This is a genomic window from Corynebacterium sp. (genome assembly GCF_030532715.1).
In the GTDB taxonomy this organism is placed as follows: Bacteria; Actinomycetota; Actinomycetes; order Mycobacteriales; family Mycobacteriaceae; genus Corynebacterium.
The window spans coordinates 78,525-95,213 of record NZ_JAUNKO010000004.1 but is presented as its reverse complement, the minus strand read 5'-3'; the positions used below and the strand labels follow the sequence as shown (position 1 = coordinate 95,213).

Below are 16,689 nucleotides of genomic sequence, written 5' to 3'. Positions count from 1 at the left end.
ACTCGATATGACCAGTATGAACATCCTTCGCCCGGAAATCCCAGAAAAATTCGCACGATACCGCAAGTTCCTCGAGGAAAACACGCGGCGCACCACCATCCTGAAGTTGCGCCCCGTGATTGTGCACGGCGATAAATTCCCTGGCTATCTTTCCAAAAGCCCCGCGGGCTCGCGTATTGGCGGGCCCGCGTTAGTCACGGATAATTTTCCGTGGCCGGTGGATTCGCAGGGCAAACCCATGATGCATATGGCGCAGCTGAATATGGCGGAACTACCCGCGCGCGAGGGGTATCCCACCGAGGGTTTATTGCAGTTCTTTCATGGCAATGACGATTGCTACGGCATCACCAGCACGCCAAATCACGTAGTGCGCTACATTCCGGCGGCTGAGCTTGCGCACGGTCGACTGCACGGCACCATCGCAGATCAGACGGACGCGATATGGGACGGGTATTTCGAAGTCACCGGGCAATTGTTTGATCAATTCCCTACTGGCTGCGATATTGAGACGGAAAACTTGGAGCTTCCCGACGGGTTGAACGACCCCAACAATGACGACGATTCCGAGCGCTACGAAATCTTTGAACTCAACCCCAGCAACACCATCTTCGGCGGGGGTTGGGCGTATTTCACCCAAGAAGATCCGCGACTATATGAAAAGGGGCTCGACGACTACCGATTGCTGCTGCAACTGGATACGGAGACCCCTGAAGATGGTCCGGTGAGCATGATGTTTGGCGACGCCGGCGTAGCCAATTTCTTTATCCATCCCGCCGACCTCGCCGCCCTTAATTTTGACAACGTGTTCTACACGTGGGACTGCTGCTAGCCGGGCACGCGCACTACAGTTGGCCGGTTTCCACTTCGAGGGCGGGGTCGCAACCGATAGTCAGCGCTGACGGGGCGGCCCCAGCCGCGATGAGTTGCGCAGCGAATGCCGCGATCATCACGCCATTGTCGGTGCATAGTTTCATCGATGGCACCCGCAAGGTAATTCCCGCCGCCGCGCAGCGTTCCGCCGCCAGTTCCCGAAGCCGCGCGTTCGCGGCCACCCCGCCACCCAACAACAGCTCGGGCGCGCCAACATCTTGGCACGCCCGAATGGCCTTACGGGTGAGCACGTCGCACACCGCCTCTTGGAAGGACGCGCACACATCCTCAACGCAGATGATTTCGCCCGCGCGTTCGGCGGCTTCCACGTATCGGGCGACGGCGGTTTTCAGCCCGGAGAAGGAAAAGTCATAACGGGAATCGGATTTCTTCATCAACCCGCGCGGAAAATCGATGGTTACAGAACCGCGGCGCGCAAGCTTATCCACCACCGGGCCGCCCGGGTACCCCAGGCGCAGCAGGCGGGCGACTTTGTCGTAGGCTTCGCCCGCGGCGTCGTCCAGCGTAGAGCCAAGTTCCCGCAGCTCAGCGCCGCGAACCTCAAGGAGTTGGGTGTGTCCGCCGGAAACCAACAACGCCACGGCATGCGCCAACGCGTCACCTTCTAACGCGGCCACTGCGACGTGACCGCCAAGGTGGTTGACGCCGTAGAATGGGACGCCCCACGCCGCGGCGTAGGCTTTTGCGGCACTCGCGCCGACGAGCAAGGCGCCGGCCAACCCAGGGCCAATCGTGGCGGCCACTGCATCTGGGCGTTCGATCCCGGCCTCGGCAAGGGCGGCGCGCATCACGGGAACAATGGATTCAAGGTGGGCGCGCGAAGCGATTTCCGGGACGACACCACCGAAACGCGCATGCTGTTCCATGGAGCTTGCTACGACGTCGGCAAGGATCTCGTAGCAAGGGGCACCATCGCCGTAGGTAACGCGGACGATCCCCACCCCGGTTTCGTCGCAAGAAGATTCGACACCGAGAATTATTGCGCTGTTCATTTTCGCCCTTCCCGCATCATCGTGTACGCGTCCGCGCCCGATGGGTGGTAGTAGTTTTTCCGAACCCCGGTGATAGTAAACCCATACGCCTCGTACAACCCAATGGCGGGCGCGTTATCGGTACGCACCTCCAAGAAGATCGGCCCACCGTAGCTGTCGGCGGCTGCGACGAGCTGGTCCATGAGCGCCCGACCCAGGCCCTGCCCTTGGCGCTGCGGGCTGACGCCGATCGTGTGGATTTCAAATTCCGGGCTGCCGGACGGGCCCAGCATGGCAAGCCCCGCATAGCCAACCAGTTCGGGATCGAACAGGCCGATATAGAAGTTGAAAGGGCTAGCGATTTCCGCGCGAAATGCGGCCGCGGGCCAAGGGTCGTCGCCCGGGAAGAGCACCTGCTCCCAGGCTGCACACGCGGGCGCATCGTCTTCGGTCAACCGGCGGATGTGCACTAGTCAATCACCACGTCGGGGACCGCAGGACTCTTCGGCTTTGCTTTCGGTTCTTTCGCGTCGGGGCGGCGTAAGTACAGGGGGACCAACGGCGCGGGCGGGGCGGCAAAGTCGACCGCGGCGACAAGAGTCGCAGGCGTCGGATGGCTATCCACACGCGCGCCGACGGCGGGGATCGCGCCGGCAAGATGCGCAGGGGCGTTCACCACCTCGGCGGGTTCCAAAAGTAGATTCGGGGCGGCGACCGCTGGGCCAGCCACGCGCCTGCCCTGCTCATATCGGGCCCAATACACTTCTCGACGCCGCGCGTCCGTGGTCACCAGCACCGACGCGGCGTCGATACCCTGGGCGATCGCATCGAGGGAGCACACGCCGAACGCGGGGATACGCAAGGCGTCAGCAAGCGCCGCGCCAGTTGCCATGCCTACGCGCAAACCGGTAAACGGGCCCGGCCCACAGCCCACAACAACCGCATCAAGCTGCGCAAACCCCACGCCCGCCTCGTCCAGGCACTGCTGAATCGCAGGGACCAGCGTCTCATTATGGTGCCGGCAATCCGGCGCGATGCGCTGCGCCAACGTTGCGCCGTCGCGCACCAAGCCAGCAACAACGGTTGGCGTCGAAGTATCAATGGCTAACACAAGCACGGGTAACAGCCTAGCGCGCCACGGCCGCACGAACGTAGCGCAGGAAATCCTCGGCGACCTGATCGCGGTCGGCGGGCTCGGAGGCCGGCCCCCGGAAGTAGTGCTTGTGGTCGCCACCGTACGCCACAACAAAGTTCTCGCCGTTCTGTTCGACGAAGTTGCAGATGAGATCGGTAGCGATGCAGTACTCGGTGCGGTTTCCAGAAGCAATCAAATCCGGCGGGTACGGCGGGTTGGGGTCCGCAACCAATAACCCACCGTGCAAATCCTTGCCAATTATGTGGTTGCGGGGATCGTTGTGCAATTTAATGGGCGTGCCCAAATACACCACACCCGCCAGCTGTTCGCGCCGTTCCAGCTCCACCTCGATACCTTGCAGCGCGAGCGCACCCTGCGAGTAGCCGTTGAGCAAGTATTTCGGGTGGCAACCGGTGGTGGCCTCGTAATCAGCAATGGTGCGCAACGCGCTTTCCGTGCCCTGCCGGGAGCTTGTGTACACGCGGCCGAACGGAATGCTGCCGTAACCATCGTCGGAGCCATTGACTGCCACGGCTGGGTACTCCTGATCCAACGGCAACAACGACACCTGCTCGAACAGGTCGGCATTTTCCGTGGCGCGGGCGTAGGCGTCAATGTGGCGGTACATCGCGTACAGCGTTTTGCCCTCCCAACCTTGCCGGTCCGGTACCGCAAACTTCCAAGTGCTGGGGTAGTCCGCGCCGAGAACGACTCGCTGTTCGCCGCTGCCGCGAGCGGCGATAACCACCACCGGCGAGCATACGGCGCCGGACTGCTCAACGGGGTGCGCATCAGTGTGGGCTGCCGCGAAAGGCACTCCAGCCCCGAGGCTGACCCCAAGAATCAGTGCCGCGACGGCTGTGGTGATGCGGCGCATTCGTCGTGTGGTGATACCCATGGCGTCGAGCTTATGGTTGCCTCGCAACATCCGCCGGTAACGAAATGCCTGCACTCGCAAACCAAGAAATGCCGTGCACCAGCTGAGCTCACACAACGTTTCGAAGCCCCTGGCAGTAGACGCGCGCAGCTACCCTCGATCGGGGCTTATCGACGCCCCCGACCCCACCCACCGCCAGGAAATATACCGCGCCTCCGATGCGGGGTCCTCCGCCACGGCGGTATCGCGATCAATCGTGACCAAAAGATAGCGGTCGGCTATGCGTTCCACGAGCCCGCCGCCCCATTCGGCGACCACGACGGCGTCCGCAAGCTCGGAATCAAGGTCGAGGGCATCGAAGGCGCCGAGGGCGTCGCCGTCATGCTCAAGCAGCCGATACGCATCCACGTGAATCAACGGCGGCCCACCCACAGTGGAACGGTGCTCGCGTGCGATCACAAACGTGGGCGAGGTGACCCGCCCACGCACATGCAGGCCGCGGGCGACGCCCTGAGTGAAGGTGGTTTTGCCGGCGCCAAGCGGGCCGTCGAGAATCACCACGTCACCGGCACGCAAGGTACGGCCCAGTTCCTCGCCGAGGGCTTGCGTATCGGCGGCGGTTTCCAAGCGGCGTTTCATTTATCCTCCCAGGTATGTGCGGGTAGTGCGACCGTGAGGGCTGCAAATCACCTCGTAGTTGATGGTGCCGAGCACAGCCGCGAAATCGTCGGCGGTCATCTCTCCGTCCGTGCCGGGGCCGAAGAGAATGGCGCGGTCGCCGGGGTGGACTTCCGGGGCGCCCCCCTCGCCTAACCACACCACGATTTGATCCATGCATACGCGCCCCACCTGCGGGTAGCGGGAATCTCCAATGGTCACTTCCAGTCCGCCCTGCATGGCACGCGGCAAACCATCGGCGTACCCGCAGGCCACCACCGCGGTAAACCCATCGCTGGGGGCGCGCCACGTTTGCCCGTAGCTCACGCCCTCACCCGCCTGGATCGGCTTCACCACGGTGACGCGGGACTCCCACGTCATGGCCGGGCGAAGTTCCGTGGCCAATCCGGGGACGGGATTACAGCCGTATACCGCAATACCCGGGCGCACCATTTCGAAGAAACTATCGGGCCGGGTGAGCAGCGCCGGGGAGTTTGCCAAGTGGTTCACAGGCACCTCCAAACCAGCGGCGCGGGCGGCGCTAATCGCCCGATTCATCGCGGCGATCTGCTGATTATTCAGCGGATTGTCGGGCTCATCAGCGCAGGCGAAGTGGGAAAACAGGCCGGTGACGGTGAGGTTGGGGGCCGCCGCCAGCATGGAAAACGCGGCGTCCCAATCGGTAGGGTCCACGCCCGAACGGTTCATCGCCGTGTCCAGCTTCAAGGAAACGCGCGCAACAACCCCCTCGTCGGCGAGGCGGCGAATGTGCGCCAAGCTGGGCACGCCTAGCTCGATGCCCGCCTCCAGCGCCGCCTCGATGTTCTGATCCGGCTGCCACATCCACGCCAGAATTGGCTGGGTAATGCCAGCCTCGCGCAGCGCTACCGCCTCCGCCAATGTGGCCACCCCGAACTGGTCCGCCCCGTGCGCCGCCATCGTCGCCGCCACCGGTGCCGCGCCGTGGTTATAACCGTCTGCCTTCACCACACACATCAACTGCGCGCCACCGGCCATACGTTTGAGCAGGCGGGTATTGTGCGCGATGGCATCCAAATCAATTGTGGTGGTGAGCAAGTTCATGGTTGCCCATTCTGCCACTGGCGCACACGTCATCCAATATGCTTAATAGTAGGTATCCCGCAGGGGATCCCCCATCACCCACGGCAAGGAGTGAGAACAATGACCAGGATCGGTGTCCAAGAACTGCTTGCTTTCGCGCAGGTGTTGTTTTTTCTAACATTTCTCGGGTTCGCGGCGTTCGCGTTTACGCAACGGGAGAGCATACTCGAGCAGTAGCCGGCCGAATCGCCTCGACGATAAGCGAGGCAGAGGTTGGCGCATGCCCGTACTCGGTTCTGGCGGCTATTTCCGCAGCTTGCCCGTGGATCATGGCCGCCAGGGTCATCACATTCACCGCGCCAAGCGCCTCCAAGTGCGGCGTAGCAAGCCACGCGCCCGCCAAGCCGGACAGTGCGTCGCCGGAACCTGGGGTGGCGGCCCAGGAGGTGCCCAAATCCACCACGTGGCTGGGGCCAGTGCTGCCGGTAATCACAGTGCGGCGGCCTTTCAGCAACACCGTGGCGCCGGTATGCACCGCGAGCGAGCGGGCAGCACCCACCCAATCTTCTAGGTTGACGGGCAGATGAAAACCTTCGACCAATTGCACGAATTCGCCGACGTGTGGCGTGAGTACCGTGACGAACCTACGGTTGATCAGCTGTTCACGCAGGGCGTTGTCGCGGGCGAGGACGGTGAGCCCGGAGGCGTCGATAAGGAGTGGTTCTGGGCGGGAGAGCAGTTCGGCGAGTTCGTCACGCTCGCCGCGTCCGGGGCCGTACACCCAGGCTTGCACGCGGGCGGCTTCGGCAATGCTTGCGTGCGGCACCACCTCGGGCGCGGGGCAGCTGGAGCCAATAACGCGAACCATGCTGGGGGTGGCGCGAACGGCGGCCATGGCGCACAATGTGCCGGCACCGGGGTATTGCTCGCTTCCCGCACAAATACCCACAACGCCACCGGTGTATTTATCGTCGGATTCGCCAGGTTCGAGGCGCAGCGGGAATGAATCATTGAGCGCGTGCCACAGAAATGCGTCGGCCGGTTCAAACTGGAGTCCAATATCTGCAACGGTCACCTCACCGCACGCCGAAGCAAACGCGTGTGCGTAACGCAGTCCGCTAAACGTAATGGTGCGGCGGGCCCGCACGTGGGCGCCGTGCGTAGCGCCGGTATCCGCATCCACCCCGGAAGGCACGTCCACCGCCAACACCGGCGCGTCGATTTCTGCGACGATTCCGGCCGCCCAGTCTCGCAGCGCCCCGGTCCCGCCAATGCCCGTAATACCGTCAATGACGAGCGCATACTCCCCCAATGGCTTCTCCACGACCACCCCTCCCGCGGCCTCAAAGGCGGCCAGCGCCGGCTGGTGCACGCGACCGCCCATCAATATGGCCTCGAGTGAAATGGCCTTCAGTTCGGTGGCCGCGTAGAGGGCGTCTCCGCCGTTGCCGCCCGAACCAGCGAGAATCAACACTCGCCCATAATGATCATCCAGCATCTGTTTGGCTACGCGGGCGACCTCTCGCGCGGCCTTACGCATAAGCTCGTCGGGGCGCTGCTGCGAGGCGAGCAGCGGGGCTTCGGCGGCACGGACCTGGTGGACTGTATAAAGGGGGCGCATACTCCTAGGTTAGGCGCACAGAATGGCGAAAGGAATGAGATTTGCTATTTTTGTTGTGCACAATTTGTTTTGGGGTGGGATTTAGTTACTCCTAGGCCCCAGACGGGGCTTGACTAAGACGCAGCGTTACACCTGAGAATGGTGGCATGAGCGATTCCTTTCCCATTGAAATTACTGGTTTGGTAAAAATTTACGGCGGCGTGCCAGCCGTTGACCATTTGGACCTGCGGGTCCGGGCGGGCACCGTGCACGGGTTTCTTGGGCCGAACGGTGCCGGAAAGTCCACAACGATCCGTTCCCTCTTGGGGCTGATCCGCCCAGACGCAGGGACGCTGCGCCTCCTCGGACACGACCCAACACGAAACCCAGCGGCGGCGACACGGAGGGTCGCATACGTGCCGGGCGATGTCGCACTATGGCCGCACCTCACCGGCGCGGAAGCACTAGCGACGCTCGCGCGACTACGGAATCGACGTCACGGGGACGATCCCGCCCGGCGCGCCGAATTGATCGAACGCTTTCAATTCGACCCGTCGAAGCGAATTCGGGCGTATTCAAAAGGGAATCGGCAAAAAGTCATGCTGATCGCCGCGCTGGCCGCCGACGCGGATGTCTTGGTCTTTGACGAACCCACCTCAGGCCTCGACCCGCTCATGGAACGTGAGTTTGGGGCATGCTTGCGGGAACGCGTAGCCGAAGGCGCGTCGGTGTTATTGTCCAGCCATATCCTTTCGGAGGTGCAAGAACTGGCCGATGACATCAGCATTATCCGCGCCGGAAAACTAGTGGAATCGGGGCGGTTGTCGGAGCTGACTCACCTCCGAGGCTCCAGAATCGTGGCCACGCTCCCCGACGGCAGCGTGCACGACCGCCTCTACCCCGCCGCCGAGATTCCGAATCAATTGCAAAAACTCCTGAATGCCTCGGCGACCGGAATTACCTGCACCAGCGCCGGCTTGGACGACATCTTCCTAGACCATTACAAGGAACAGGCATCATGAGCACGCTGATCAGAGTGTTTTTCAAAACCAACCTTGGGTTCCTGCTGGGGTGGGCGGTGCCGCTCCTGGCATTGCTCGCGGCGTCGCCGGGCGCCCTCTATGCGGCGAACCCAAATTCAGATGAAGTCGCCGCACTCGGGCAGGCAATTAGCTCAAGCCTGGGAACATTGATTATGTACGGCCACGCGCCGCAACCGCTCGGGTACGCGACATGGATAATGTGGGAATTATGGATCTGGCTGGGCCTGCTCGGCGGCGTCATGTTCATCCTGTTCGCGGTTCGGCTCACGCGCGCGATGGAAGAGGACGGGATCGTTGAATTGATCCGCGTGACGGGGATCAGCAATCGTACCCCGGTCGCTGCCGCCGCGCTCGCGACCCTCTTGGCCAGCGGCATATTCGGATTATCATGCGCACTCATCCTGTACGCACAAGCGATCAAAATCGAGGGGTTTGAACTCTTCCCGAGTGTGCTGTGTGGATGCGGTATCGCATTGATGCTCGCCACCTACGGCGGCATCGGATTGCTCGCCGCCCAACTCACTCCAACGGCACGCAGCGCACGCGCCGCCGGGCTCAGCGTGCTGGCCATTACCTACACCCTCCGCGTATTCGCCGATGTGTACGATTTCTCCTGGTTGCGGTGGCTGTCGCCGCTTGGTTGGCGGCATATCATCGACCCCTACCTCGATAACAATGTGTGGCCGCTTGCCGTATTCGTCCTGATAATCGCATGCCTGTACGCTCCGACACTGGCCCTCACGCGCGATGTTGGTGCATTCTGGGGAGCCCGTACGGTGCGCCTTAAAACCAACCACATCAGCGAGCATGCATTCAATCCGGTTTCACTCCATTGGCGGCTTAACCGCGCCACGGCACTGTGGTGGGCATTCAGCATTATCGCCATCACAATCGGACTATTCGCACTCATAGGCGAGATGGATTCGCTCGCCATGGCTGGCACCGAAATGATGGAGTCCATGACGCAGCTTCTCGGCGATACAGAGCTCAGCAGCGTATTCGTGCGCATGATGGGCACGCTGCTGGGAATCCTGCTCAGTTGCGCGGCGATCCAAACGACGCTGGCAGCCCAGCGTGATGAAACCACCGGCACCCTCACGCTTGAAGTTACCGCGGGCGCCCGGAGGAGCCGCCCCTTGCTGATCACTTGGGGCATCGCGGTATTGACAGGTGCGGCAACCGCGCTCACCGCAGCACCGCTCGCCGCACGCATCACGGATTGGAGCATACGTTCAGAACACGGCGATGCTGCCGATACCAGCGAAATCGCCAGCGCGGCGTTTTGGGCGGTGCTGGACCAACTGCCACCACTGATCGCTCTCGCCGGGATCGCAATGCTGTGCATTGGATTATCTACCCGGCTTACGCCCCTGCCATGGGCGGTCCTTGGAGTATCCGGCGTGATCACTTATTTCGGCGAACTATTCCAATTCCCCGAATGGCTACTCAATGCCTCCGTATTCGCCTGGGCCGCGCATCACGAAAGCACCACGCAGTGGGCCGGTGCACTCACGCTCGTGAGCATCGGCCTCATCACCACAGTGGCTGGTACGTTGCTGCGGAATCGCCGGGACCTAGTCTGCACATAAGGTGAACATATGCGCATTTCGGAAGTTGCAAAGCTGGCGGGCGTTTCCGTGCGAACCATCCGCCACTACCACAGCGTAGGGCTGCTGCCGATCCCAGAGCGGCGCGGCCCATGGCGCGCATACAGTATTCAAGATCTTGAACGCTTGGTATATATCCGCGCGCTCGCGGAGGCCGGCGTCCCGCTCCAGGAAATTGACGTCAGCGAGAACTATCACAGCACCTGTGCCGCCGCGATTTCTCGTATCGACGCCCAGATTGCCAAACTCCAGCAGCAACGCCACCGGCTCCAAGCATTATGCAAGAACACAACCACCTCCGGCGAAACTACGCTCCCACCCAACATCGATACCCTCTTCGATCGTGCGGAAGAATTACTCAACGCCGAAGGCTACGAACAGGCGCTGCCGCTGCTGCGACGTAAGCGCCAGCTCGATCGGCTGGCCATCCGCCTCGGCCTTTTCAATTCGGATTACTATACGTTTTTCGATCAGATAGACGCAGCAGACATTATCGGGTTCTACAGCCGTTTTTTGGCGCTCAGCAAGCCGGGTTGGACCGACCAACAATGCCACGAACTAATTGACTATACGTTCGAAATACTTGAACGTAACGGCCCCCTGCCCCAACGACTTATCGGCCCGGTCCGCCGCATGGCACGAAGCAACAATACGCAGCTCCTAGCCCGCGTCGCTTACCCCGCCGCCGGACACCAACGCTACATTGAGCTGATCCTGCCTCGCGTGCAAGAATACCTCGATAACTGCGCAACCACCCCTTGATTGCGACGCTACGTCACACCGGATAATCGCATTATGTTCGAGCTTATCCGCTGTAATTTCCGTTCCACCCGATGGTTTCTCGCCGGGTGGATTCTGCCGCTGACCGCCCTGATTGCGGTGGTTCCGCGCGCGTACTACGACACCTACCCGAACGCCGAGGAGCTCAAACGCCTCGCCGATCCGATGCGCGGCCAGCTCGGACTGCGAGTACTGTACGGCGTGGTCCCAGATCCGCTCACCATTCCAAGCTTCACCATGTGGGAGACCGGCATGTGGGTTATCCTCCTGGGCTGCATCATGTCATTGCTCCTTGCCATCCGCCTTACGCGCGCCGCCGAAGAGGACGGAATCCTTGAGGTTGTGCGCGTGACAGGCTTGGGCCGGGCGACCGCGAACTTAGCGGCGGCGGCCATGGTATTACTCGCGTGCTGCATCTTGGGCGTGGCCAGCACGCTCGCGTTGTATGCGCAGAATCTCCACCTGGAGGGTTTTGATTTCTATAGTTGCCTGCTGCTTGGCAAGACAGTGGCGCTTGCTACGGGCTGTTTCGGCGGCGTCGGCATGCTGTGTGCGCAATGGGCGCGGACGGCTCGGGAAGCCCGCAGTGCAGCGTTGATTGCCCTGGCTGGGGCGTTCTTCCTCCGCGTCGTTGCGGATGTGTGGGATGTTCCCCGCCTGCGTTGGTGCTCCCCGCTCGCTTGGCGCGACCTGGTTAAACCGTTCGAACAGGACCACGCCTGGCCACTCGTCGCCGCACTCGGAATTACGCTGGTCTGCTACGCGCCGCTCTTGGTTCCGCGTGACCTCCATGCCACCTGGACGGCCCGCATCCCGTACCCGTTCCGCATGCGAAATCAGCGAAATGTCATCAACCATTGGTTCGTAGCGATCACCATTATTACCGGCGCGCTCTTCGCCCTCACCGGCGAAATGAATGCTCTGCTTGAAAGGTCCCCAAACACCGCCGCGCTAATGCAATCCATCACCAATGATGCCGAGACCGAAGCGAGCTATTTGCGATTCATCGCCACCCCCGTGGGCATCCTGATCGCCTGCGCTGCGGTACAAATCTCGTTAGCCACGGCGCGCGATGAGCGGAGCGGCGTGATCACCCAGGAGGTGGTTAATGGAAATACACGCCACCGCCCGCTGCTTACCGATTTCGGCACGGCCGTGGCGGTCACATTGGGTATGGTCGCCATAATCGCTCCCCTTTGCGCCATTGTTGCGGACGCTTCCACCAACGCAGACGTGTTCGAAGCCGCATGGCAATCAATCCTCGACCAAGCACCCCCAGCTATCGCCGCCACCGGATTTGCCACACTCGTTACGGGATGCTCTTTACGCTGGTCAGTCCTAGCGTGGATACCAGTCGCGGCGTCCGGTTTTATTACCTTCTTCGGCGCGCTAATGGATTTCCCCACTTGGCTCCAAGACGCCTCCCTATTCGCCTGGCCAGCGCACGAACACACATTTGCGGCGGTGATGCTAGTGTGCATCGGCTTCGGCTGCGCGCTCGTCGGCGCCATTGCTTATCGGCACCGCGACCTGCACTGCTAATGAAAAACCCCAGCGGCGGCATGCGCTCACTGGGATTTTCGATTACAAGCTTGGGCTACGCAGCGCGGTCGGTATTTCGAACCGGAACGTCCGCCTGCACAACCTCACCAACGTTCGCGGGCTGGCTGGCGGCACGGGCGGCATTGCGAAAACGCTCATAAAACTTCGCATACAACCGAACATTCTTATTGTATTGCGAAGTACCGCCCCACTGGTTTGACAGGTATAAAACGAACACAAGGGCGAAATATCCCAGTACCCAGAATTCGAGGCGCTCAACTCCCCACAAGAAATACAATGGGGTTCCAATAACTAGGGCCAACAATCCCTCGAAAACTACCGCGTAGAGGGCTGCCATGAGAAAATTGACGATTCTGCTGCACTGTTTCTTCCGCTCCAAAGCATTAAACTGCTCTGGCGGGATAAGCTCAGTTACTTTGCCGGAGGCAATGGCTGCGATCAGCTCCTTGTTGCTGATCTTTTCGCATTCGACCATGCAAGATCGTGATGCTTTATACCAAGCTTTAATCTCATTCCCCTTCCCGTTATGAGTGAGTATTGATAGTGCCAACATGACTGCGCACGACGATAACAGCGCGCTTCTCAGATGCTACACCGTTTTTGTACAGCCTTCACGTATTGTGACACAAGCGCCAAAGGCGCCGGACTGAGGCCAATCGCTCAGTAACGTATTGGCCTTCAACGCCGATTGGCCCGACGACGGCGCCGCCCCTTGACTGTGACCCTGCGTCACACCCCACAATGGCGTTATGAGGGTTTCTACGGTGGCAGAGATCGCGGGCGTGTCGGTGCGCACTATTCGCCATTATCATCAGATCGGCCTGCTGCCGATACCGCCGCAACGCGGTGCATGGCGGAATTACAGCTTTGAAGATGTTGCGCTGCTGGTACGCATCCGCACATTGACTACTGCGGGTATTCCGCTCGCAGAGGTTCCCCGTCACTTGCAGGAAGCCTCGCGGGAGATTCCATCGGACGATGTCGGCGCTTTGGATGATGCGATTGAGTCCTTAACCAGCCGTATCGATTCCCTGGAGGCACAGCGTCAACGGTTGTTGGCGTTGCGGGAGCAGGTGGCTGCGGGCAAGCAGTCGTTTCTGCCGGATGCGCTGGCCGAAAGCTATGACGAGATCGTGGCTCGCATTCGAGCTTCCGGTTCCACGAAGGCATTGCGCTTGTTTCGCCGGGAACGGATGCTGGTGGAGCTCGCCGCCCAGCGCGGGTTTATCGACGATGATTTTTCGTATTACCTCTCCCGCGTCAACCACCAGGAGGTCGCGGATTTTTACGTCGAGTTCGCGGACCCCACCGGCGGCATCCTAACCGAACCTTTATGCGCTCAACTCGTCGACCGGCTCTTTGCCATCCTTGAAAGTTATGGCGATCCGCCGCCGTCCACAATTGAGAACGCCCGCCGCCTTGCCAATAACCGCGCGGTTCGCCTGCTGTGCCTGTCCGCCGCCCCCTCCGCCGGGCACCGCCGTTTTGTAAATATGGCCTTCGACCGCCTCAAAACGGACCTATAGCTTCTCGACGACGCGGCTCCCGGAGACGAAGCGCCAGGGCTCGCCAACCGCAGCGACAGCCTCCGCCCAGGCAAGCACCGCCATGACGGGATTGTCGCTGACGGCAAGTAATCCGAGCAGGACATCTTTCGCACCGGGACCAAGCACTCGTTGTAGTTCCGTATCCACCACGATGGTTTGATCGGCGCTTCGGATCGTGGTGATCGGTCCTGGGAACACTTGAAAATCGGGGCTGATGATGCGGTCTCCTCGCCCGTCCCACCACGGCACACCGCTACGTTTCACTTCCGCGACTTGGGCGGGGCTCGCGCCGTCGACAAGAATCCAGCAATCCGGCGGCGGCCCGCTAACCTGTTCTAATGATCCGGCGACGAGCGCCTCGGGAATATCTCGCGGGGACTGGTCCACCCGCCCGACAATGCTCACCTCAACGCCGGCGTAACGCTGGGCGGCCAATGCGGGAAGCACATGCGCCGCCCGCCGTTGCAGCGTCCCCCCTACGATGCCGATTCGCGCCGGCAGCACCGACACATGGCTACGCGCGAAAAACTGGAGTCGAGGTTCGCGCAGCTCTTTGACGCCTTCGATGCCTAAATACGCCGCGTCCCTGCGCGCCACCCGCACGCCGTACGTTTCGGAACGCCCCGGGCTTTCCACTGGCACGTTGGCAATAAACACCCGCCCGCCGAATTGCATGTGCTCCACGGTGGCCCACCCAATCGCCACCGAGCATTCCGCTTTCCACTGGGCGGTAGGCACTCCGATCGCCACGGTGGGCAACGAAAGCACCGTGTGGTATTCGAACTCATCGCCGAGATCGAGGGCGTTGACGGCGAGGTCGAATTCCACGCCCATGGAATCCGTGTCAAAGGCCTCCAGCCAGTTAAACACCTTGCCGCCCGCGTTGACGTAGCGCTGGAATTCCAGGGTGCGGAGTTGCTTCGACCCGCCCGCCGCAAAAAACACCTCCACGGCAATCCCCCGCCCCAACAATTCCACGGCGCTAATGAGGCCGATGCTGCCGCGCCAACCAGAGCCGGCCACCAGCAGCACGCGCCGCGGATACAGCACGTGCCTGCCCCCGCTGAGCGCCGCAACCACAACGTCCGCTATTCGACGCTCGATTGGTATGAGATGACCGCCGCCCTGATGAGTTCGATCGAGTACCCCTACCCCATTTTGGGCAAAGCTTTCCTTCAAAAGCGGGTCTACAAGTTCAGCAGGAAACAACGGCTCCATAGCGATACATCATAGTTTCCATGGGCACAAAGTAGGCGATCATTTAGCTCTTCGGCGTGCCAAATTTGAGCAATGTTGAGGAGCAATATACGCTTGGACACTTCGGCCGCGAATGAGCATTCTAGCTGCGCATATGACTAGTATTCACGTACAAGCCTGGGCGCGACAAGAAACGATTTCAGCATCAACATATAAACTTCTTAATGCCAAGCAATACAATTTTAGAGACTTATCAACTTAATCTTGCCGTTTTAATATCAGCGGTTCAGCAAAATTCGATAGGTAGGTCGCGCGCAATGCAACACTGGCGGTATTGGAAACTTCCGAGTGCGACGATCGGTTGCGCTTTAGCCGCGACTGCACACCGCTTACAATGAGGTCACTTGCCGCACACCTACGAACTATGTCGATCGAGGTATCACCATGATCACGCAGACTCGTAAGCATGAACTAGATCTCTTGCACATACGTGCCTGCGTCGCCGGGGACGACTACTACGTTGATCTCGACGACCACGACTTCCGCGAACTCATGGAAGATTTCGAAATCACCGAGGAAAGCGCCGAGCCCGGCTGTCGGGCACTCTTCGCCGCCCACTGCCGCCAACGGGAGGTGGGGTTCACCCCCTTCCAGGAGGAAGTGCGCGGCGAATTTGCTGGTATCACCAGCCCGGAGGAGTTGCACTACCTGGCCAAGGACTACAACTTTGATGATGGCTTTTGGGTACTCGAGCAGATCATCAACAACCCGTTTTGCGATATCCGCACCGCCCGCATGCTGTTCTGGCTTTCGGAACCGGAATACATTGCCACCCGCTTTGGGCACCCCGCCCATGCCCCCGGCGATGGGATCACCGAAGACCACGCCCGATTCCTCACCCAGTTGGACGCCAAGGCGCATCGCGGCGAATTCCTCCACGATTTACCCGCGGAGTTCGAATCCCCGGAGATTGATACCACCGCCGGTCAACTCTGGGGTATTGCCGCTGACTTGCAGCACTCGTAGGCGCCGTAACGCACCGCCGCGCCCGCGCACCCCTTGGCGCTAAAACGGCGCGTTAAACACCTGCAAGGCTTTGGAGTTAAAGGCGTAGAGTTTTGCGGGACGATGGGCGCCTTCCCGCCAAACACCGCCGGTTTCGTGGATGGTGTTCAGGCTGAGGAATTTCTTCCGAAAGTTTCGCTTATCAAGGCGCCGCGCGCGCACCGCCTCGTACGCTGTTTGTAGCTGCGACAGGGTAAACGCTGCTGGCAATAGCCCGGCCACGGCGTTACTGTACGACATTTTTGAGTTCAGCCGATCCCGCGCGTAGCGGATAATATCGGCGTGGTCGAACGCCAAGCTGGGCAGCTCATCAACCCGCCAGAACTGGTGTTGATGGTTGCCGTTATGCAGGGCAAAATTGGATCCGCATCCGAGGTACACCACAGAAACGGCGTGCCCGCGAGGGTCTCGCGCGACCGTGTCAAAGGTGTAGAGCTGTTCTAAAAACCCAAGGTCTTTGGCCACGTCGAGGCCCACCTTGTCGTACGCCACCCGGGTGAGCGCCTCAATGGTGGTTTCGCCTTTGAAGTTGTACCCGCCGGGCAGCGCCCACTCCCCGGCGAATGGCTCGGCCGCGCGTTGCAGCAGCAGCACTTCCAGCTGGCTCGCGGCGACACGAAACGCGACGAGGTCAACTGTCAGAACGGGGGGCTGGTAATCCGATGCAGAGCTCATAGTTGGTAAAAGCGTAACA

Annotated in this window: 17 protein-coding genes; 7 read left to right on the top strand and 10 right to left on the bottom strand. The window is 60.8% G+C overall.

The window, feature by feature from the left end; genetic code table 11:
* The first annotated feature begins 7 nt into the window (after nt 1-7).
* Nucleotides 8-829, top strand: coding sequence for a YwqG family protein (locus Q4D83_RS07370; RefSeq protein WP_303174317.1), 822 nt, complete (start codon nt 8-10; stop codon nt 827-829).
* A gap of 13 nt (nt 830-842) precedes the next feature.
* Here Q4D83_RS07370 and tsaD read toward each other — a convergent pair whose 3' ends face one another.
* The 7 genes from tsaD to Q4D83_RS07335 all read right to left on the bottom strand — a co-directional run bounded on the left by tsaD (nt 843) and on the right by Q4D83_RS07335 (nt 7,214).
* Nucleotides 843-1,883 (bottom strand): tRNA (adenosine(37)-N6)-threonylcarbamoyltransferase complex transferase subunit TsaD, encoded by a 1,041-nt coding sequence (gene tsaD / locus Q4D83_RS07365; RefSeq protein ID WP_303174315.1) that lies wholly within the window; start codon nt 1,881-1,883, stop codon nt 843-845.
* The gene (rimI, locus tag Q4D83_RS07360) at nt 1,880-2,332 is read right to left on the bottom strand and encodes a ribosomal protein S18-alanine N-acetyltransferase (RefSeq protein WP_303174314.1); all 453 of its coding nucleotides are present in this window, start codon (nt 2,330-2,332) and stop codon (nt 1,880-1,882) included. Before rimI ends, tsaD begins: the two co-directional genes overlap by 4 nt.
* The gene (gene tsaB, locus Q4D83_RS07355) at nt 2,332-2,979 is read right to left on the bottom strand and encodes a tRNA (adenosine(37)-N6)-threonylcarbamoyltransferase complex dimerization subunit type 1 TsaB (protein WP_303174312.1); all 648 of its coding nucleotides are present in this window, start codon (nt 2,977-2,979) and stop codon (nt 2,332-2,334) included. Before tsaB ends, rimI begins: the two co-directional genes overlap by 1 nt.
* A 10-nt stretch (nt 2,980-2,989) precedes the next feature.
* A complete protein-coding gene (locus tag Q4D83_RS07350) occupies nt 2,990-3,895 on the bottom strand; it encodes a hypothetical protein (RefSeq protein ID WP_303174311.1) in 906 nt (301 codons plus the stop codon).
* Nucleotides 3,896-4,024: 129 nt separating this feature from the next.
* A complete protein-coding gene (gene tsaE / locus Q4D83_RS07345; protein WP_303174310.1) occupies nt 4,025-4,513 on the bottom strand; it encodes a tRNA (adenosine(37)-N6)-threonylcarbamoyltransferase complex ATPase subunit type 1 TsaE in 489 nt (162 codons plus the stop codon).
* Entirely contained in the window at nt 4,514-5,614 is a 1,101-nt protein-coding gene (gene alr, locus Q4D83_RS07340; RefSeq protein ID WP_303174309.1) for an alanine racemase, read from the bottom strand.
* 184 nt (nt 5,615-5,798) lie between these two features.
* On the bottom strand, nt 5,799-7,214 hold the full coding sequence (locus Q4D83_RS07335) for a bifunctional ADP-dependent NAD(P)H-hydrate dehydratase/NAD(P)H-hydrate epimerase (protein ID WP_303174308.1): 1,416 nt from the start codon (nt 7,212-7,214) through the stop codon (nt 5,799-5,801).
* A gap of 146 nt (nt 7,215-7,360) precedes the next feature.
* On the opposite strand from Q4D83_RS07335, the gene Q4D83_RS07330 reads away from it, so the two are divergent.
* From Q4D83_RS07330 to Q4D83_RS07315, 4 genes are read left to right on the top strand one after another with little or no spacing between them, the layout of a single operon-like run.
* A complete protein-coding gene (locus Q4D83_RS07330; protein WP_303174307.1) occupies nt 7,361-8,215 on the top strand; it encodes an ABC transporter ATP-binding protein in 855 nt (284 codons plus the stop codon).
* The gene (locus Q4D83_RS07325; RefSeq protein ID WP_303174306.1) at nt 8,212-9,825 is read left to right on the top strand and encodes a hypothetical protein; all 1,614 of its coding nucleotides are present in this window, start codon (nt 8,212-8,214) and stop codon (nt 9,823-9,825) included. Before Q4D83_RS07330 ends, Q4D83_RS07325 begins: the two co-directional genes overlap by 4 nt.
* Before the next feature lie 9 nt (nt 9,826-9,834).
* Nucleotides 9,835-10,605 (top strand): MerR family transcriptional regulator, encoded by a 771-nt coding sequence (locus tag Q4D83_RS07320; RefSeq protein WP_303174305.1) that lies wholly within the window; start codon nt 9,835-9,837, stop codon nt 10,603-10,605.
* 33 nt (nt 10,606-10,638) lie between these two features.
* Nucleotides 10,639-12,165 (top strand): hypothetical protein, encoded by a 1,527-nt coding sequence (locus Q4D83_RS07315; RefSeq protein WP_303174304.1) that lies wholly within the window; start codon nt 10,639-10,641, stop codon nt 12,163-12,165.
* Between the two features lie 55 nt (nt 12,166-12,220).
* Here the strand turns inward: Q4D83_RS07315 and Q4D83_RS07310 are convergent, their stop codons facing one another.
* Complete coding sequence (locus Q4D83_RS07310; RefSeq protein ID WP_303174301.1) at nt 12,221-12,739, bottom strand: hypothetical protein; 519 nt, start codon at nt 12,737-12,739, stop codon at nt 12,221-12,223.
* Nucleotides 12,740-12,935: 196 nt separating this feature from the next.
* Between Q4D83_RS07310 and Q4D83_RS07305 the strand changes: the two genes are divergently transcribed.
* Nucleotides 12,936-13,712 carry a MerR family transcriptional regulator gene (locus Q4D83_RS07305; RefSeq protein ID WP_303174299.1) on the top strand — a complete coding sequence of 259 codons (777 nt, stop codon included), beginning with the start codon at nt 12,936-12,938 and terminating at the stop codon, nt 13,710-13,712.
* Here Q4D83_RS07305 and Q4D83_RS07300 read toward each other — a convergent pair.
* Nucleotides 13,707-14,951: an NAD(P)H-hydrate epimerase gene (locus Q4D83_RS07300; RefSeq protein ID WP_303174298.1), complete on the bottom strand. Its 1,245-nt coding sequence runs from the start codon at nt 14,949-14,951 to the stop codon at nt 13,707-13,709. The two genes, Q4D83_RS07305 and Q4D83_RS07300, sit on opposite strands and share 6 nt — an antisense overlap.
* Before the next feature lie 423 nt (nt 14,952-15,374).
* On the opposite strand from Q4D83_RS07300, the gene Q4D83_RS07295 reads away from it, so the two are divergent.
* Nucleotides 15,375-15,956 carry a DUF4274 domain-containing protein gene (locus Q4D83_RS07295; RefSeq protein WP_303174296.1) on the top strand — a complete coding sequence of 194 codons (582 nt, stop codon included), beginning with the start codon at nt 15,375-15,377 and terminating at the stop codon, nt 15,954-15,956.
* A gap of 39 nt (nt 15,957-15,995) precedes the next feature.
* Here the strand turns inward: Q4D83_RS07295 and Q4D83_RS07290 are convergent, their stop codons facing one another.
* Nucleotides 15,996-16,670, bottom strand: coding sequence for an NUDIX domain-containing protein (locus Q4D83_RS07290; protein ID WP_303174295.1), 675 nt, complete (start codon nt 16,668-16,670; stop codon nt 15,996-15,998).
* Between the last annotated feature and the right edge of the window lie 19 nt (nt 16,671-16,689).

What these genes read in the sequence shown, in the direction of transcription:
- Q4D83_RS07350 (WP_303174311.1), bottom strand. Translation starts at nt 3,895, where the DNA reads ATGGGTATCACCACACGACGAATGCGCCGCATCACCACAGCCGTCGCG.
- Q4D83_RS07330 (WP_303174307.1), top strand. Translation starts at nt 7,361, where the DNA reads ATGAGCGATTCCTTTCCCATTGAAATTACTGGTTTGGTAAAAATTTAC.
- Q4D83_RS07290 (WP_303174295.1), bottom strand. Translation starts at nt 16,670, where the DNA reads ATGAGCTCTGCATCGGATTACCAGCCCCCCGTTCTGACAGTTGACCTC.
- Q4D83_RS07320 (WP_303174305.1), top strand. Translation starts at nt 9,835, where the DNA reads ATGCGCATTTCGGAAGTTGCAAAGCTGGCGGGCGTTTCCGTGCGAACC.
- Q4D83_RS07305 (WP_303174299.1), top strand. Translation starts at nt 12,936, where the DNA reads ATGAGGGTTTCTACGGTGGCAGAGATCGCGGGCGTGTCGGTGCGCACT.
- tsaE (WP_303174310.1), bottom strand. Translation starts at nt 4,513, where the DNA reads ATGAAACGCCGCTTGGAAACCGCCGCCGATACGCAAGCCCTCGGCGAG.
- Q4D83_RS07310 (WP_303174301.1), bottom strand. Translation starts at nt 12,739, where the DNA reads ATGTTGGCACTATCAATACTCACTCATAACGGGAAGGGGAATGAGATT.
- Q4D83_RS07335 (WP_303174308.1), bottom strand. Translation starts at nt 7,214, where the DNA reads ATGCGCCCCCTTTATACAGTCCACCAGGTCCGTGCCGCCGAAGCCCCG.
- Q4D83_RS07300 (WP_303174298.1), bottom strand. Translation starts at nt 14,951, where the DNA reads ATGGAGCCGTTGTTTCCTGCTGAACTTGTAGACCCGCTTTTGAAGGAA.
- Q4D83_RS07315 (WP_303174304.1), top strand. Translation starts at nt 10,639, where the DNA reads ATGTTCGAGCTTATCCGCTGTAATTTCCGTTCCACCCGATGGTTTCTC.
- Q4D83_RS07370 (WP_303174317.1), top strand. Translation starts at nt 8, where the DNA reads ATGACCAGTATGAACATCCTTCGCCCGGAAATCCCAGAAAAATTCGCA.
- Q4D83_RS07325 (WP_303174306.1), top strand. Translation starts at nt 8,212, where the DNA reads ATGAGCACGCTGATCAGAGTGTTTTTCAAAACCAACCTTGGGTTCCTG.
- alr (WP_303174309.1), bottom strand. Translation starts at nt 5,614, where the DNA reads ATGAACTTGCTCACCACCACAATTGATTTGGATGCCATCGCGCACAAT.
- tsaD (WP_303174315.1), bottom strand. Translation starts at nt 1,883, where the DNA reads ATGAACAGCGCAATAATTCTCGGTGTCGAATCTTCTTGCGACGAAACC.
- Q4D83_RS07295 (WP_303174296.1), top strand. Translation starts at nt 15,375, where the DNA reads ATGATCACGCAGACTCGTAAGCATGAACTAGATCTCTTGCACATACGT.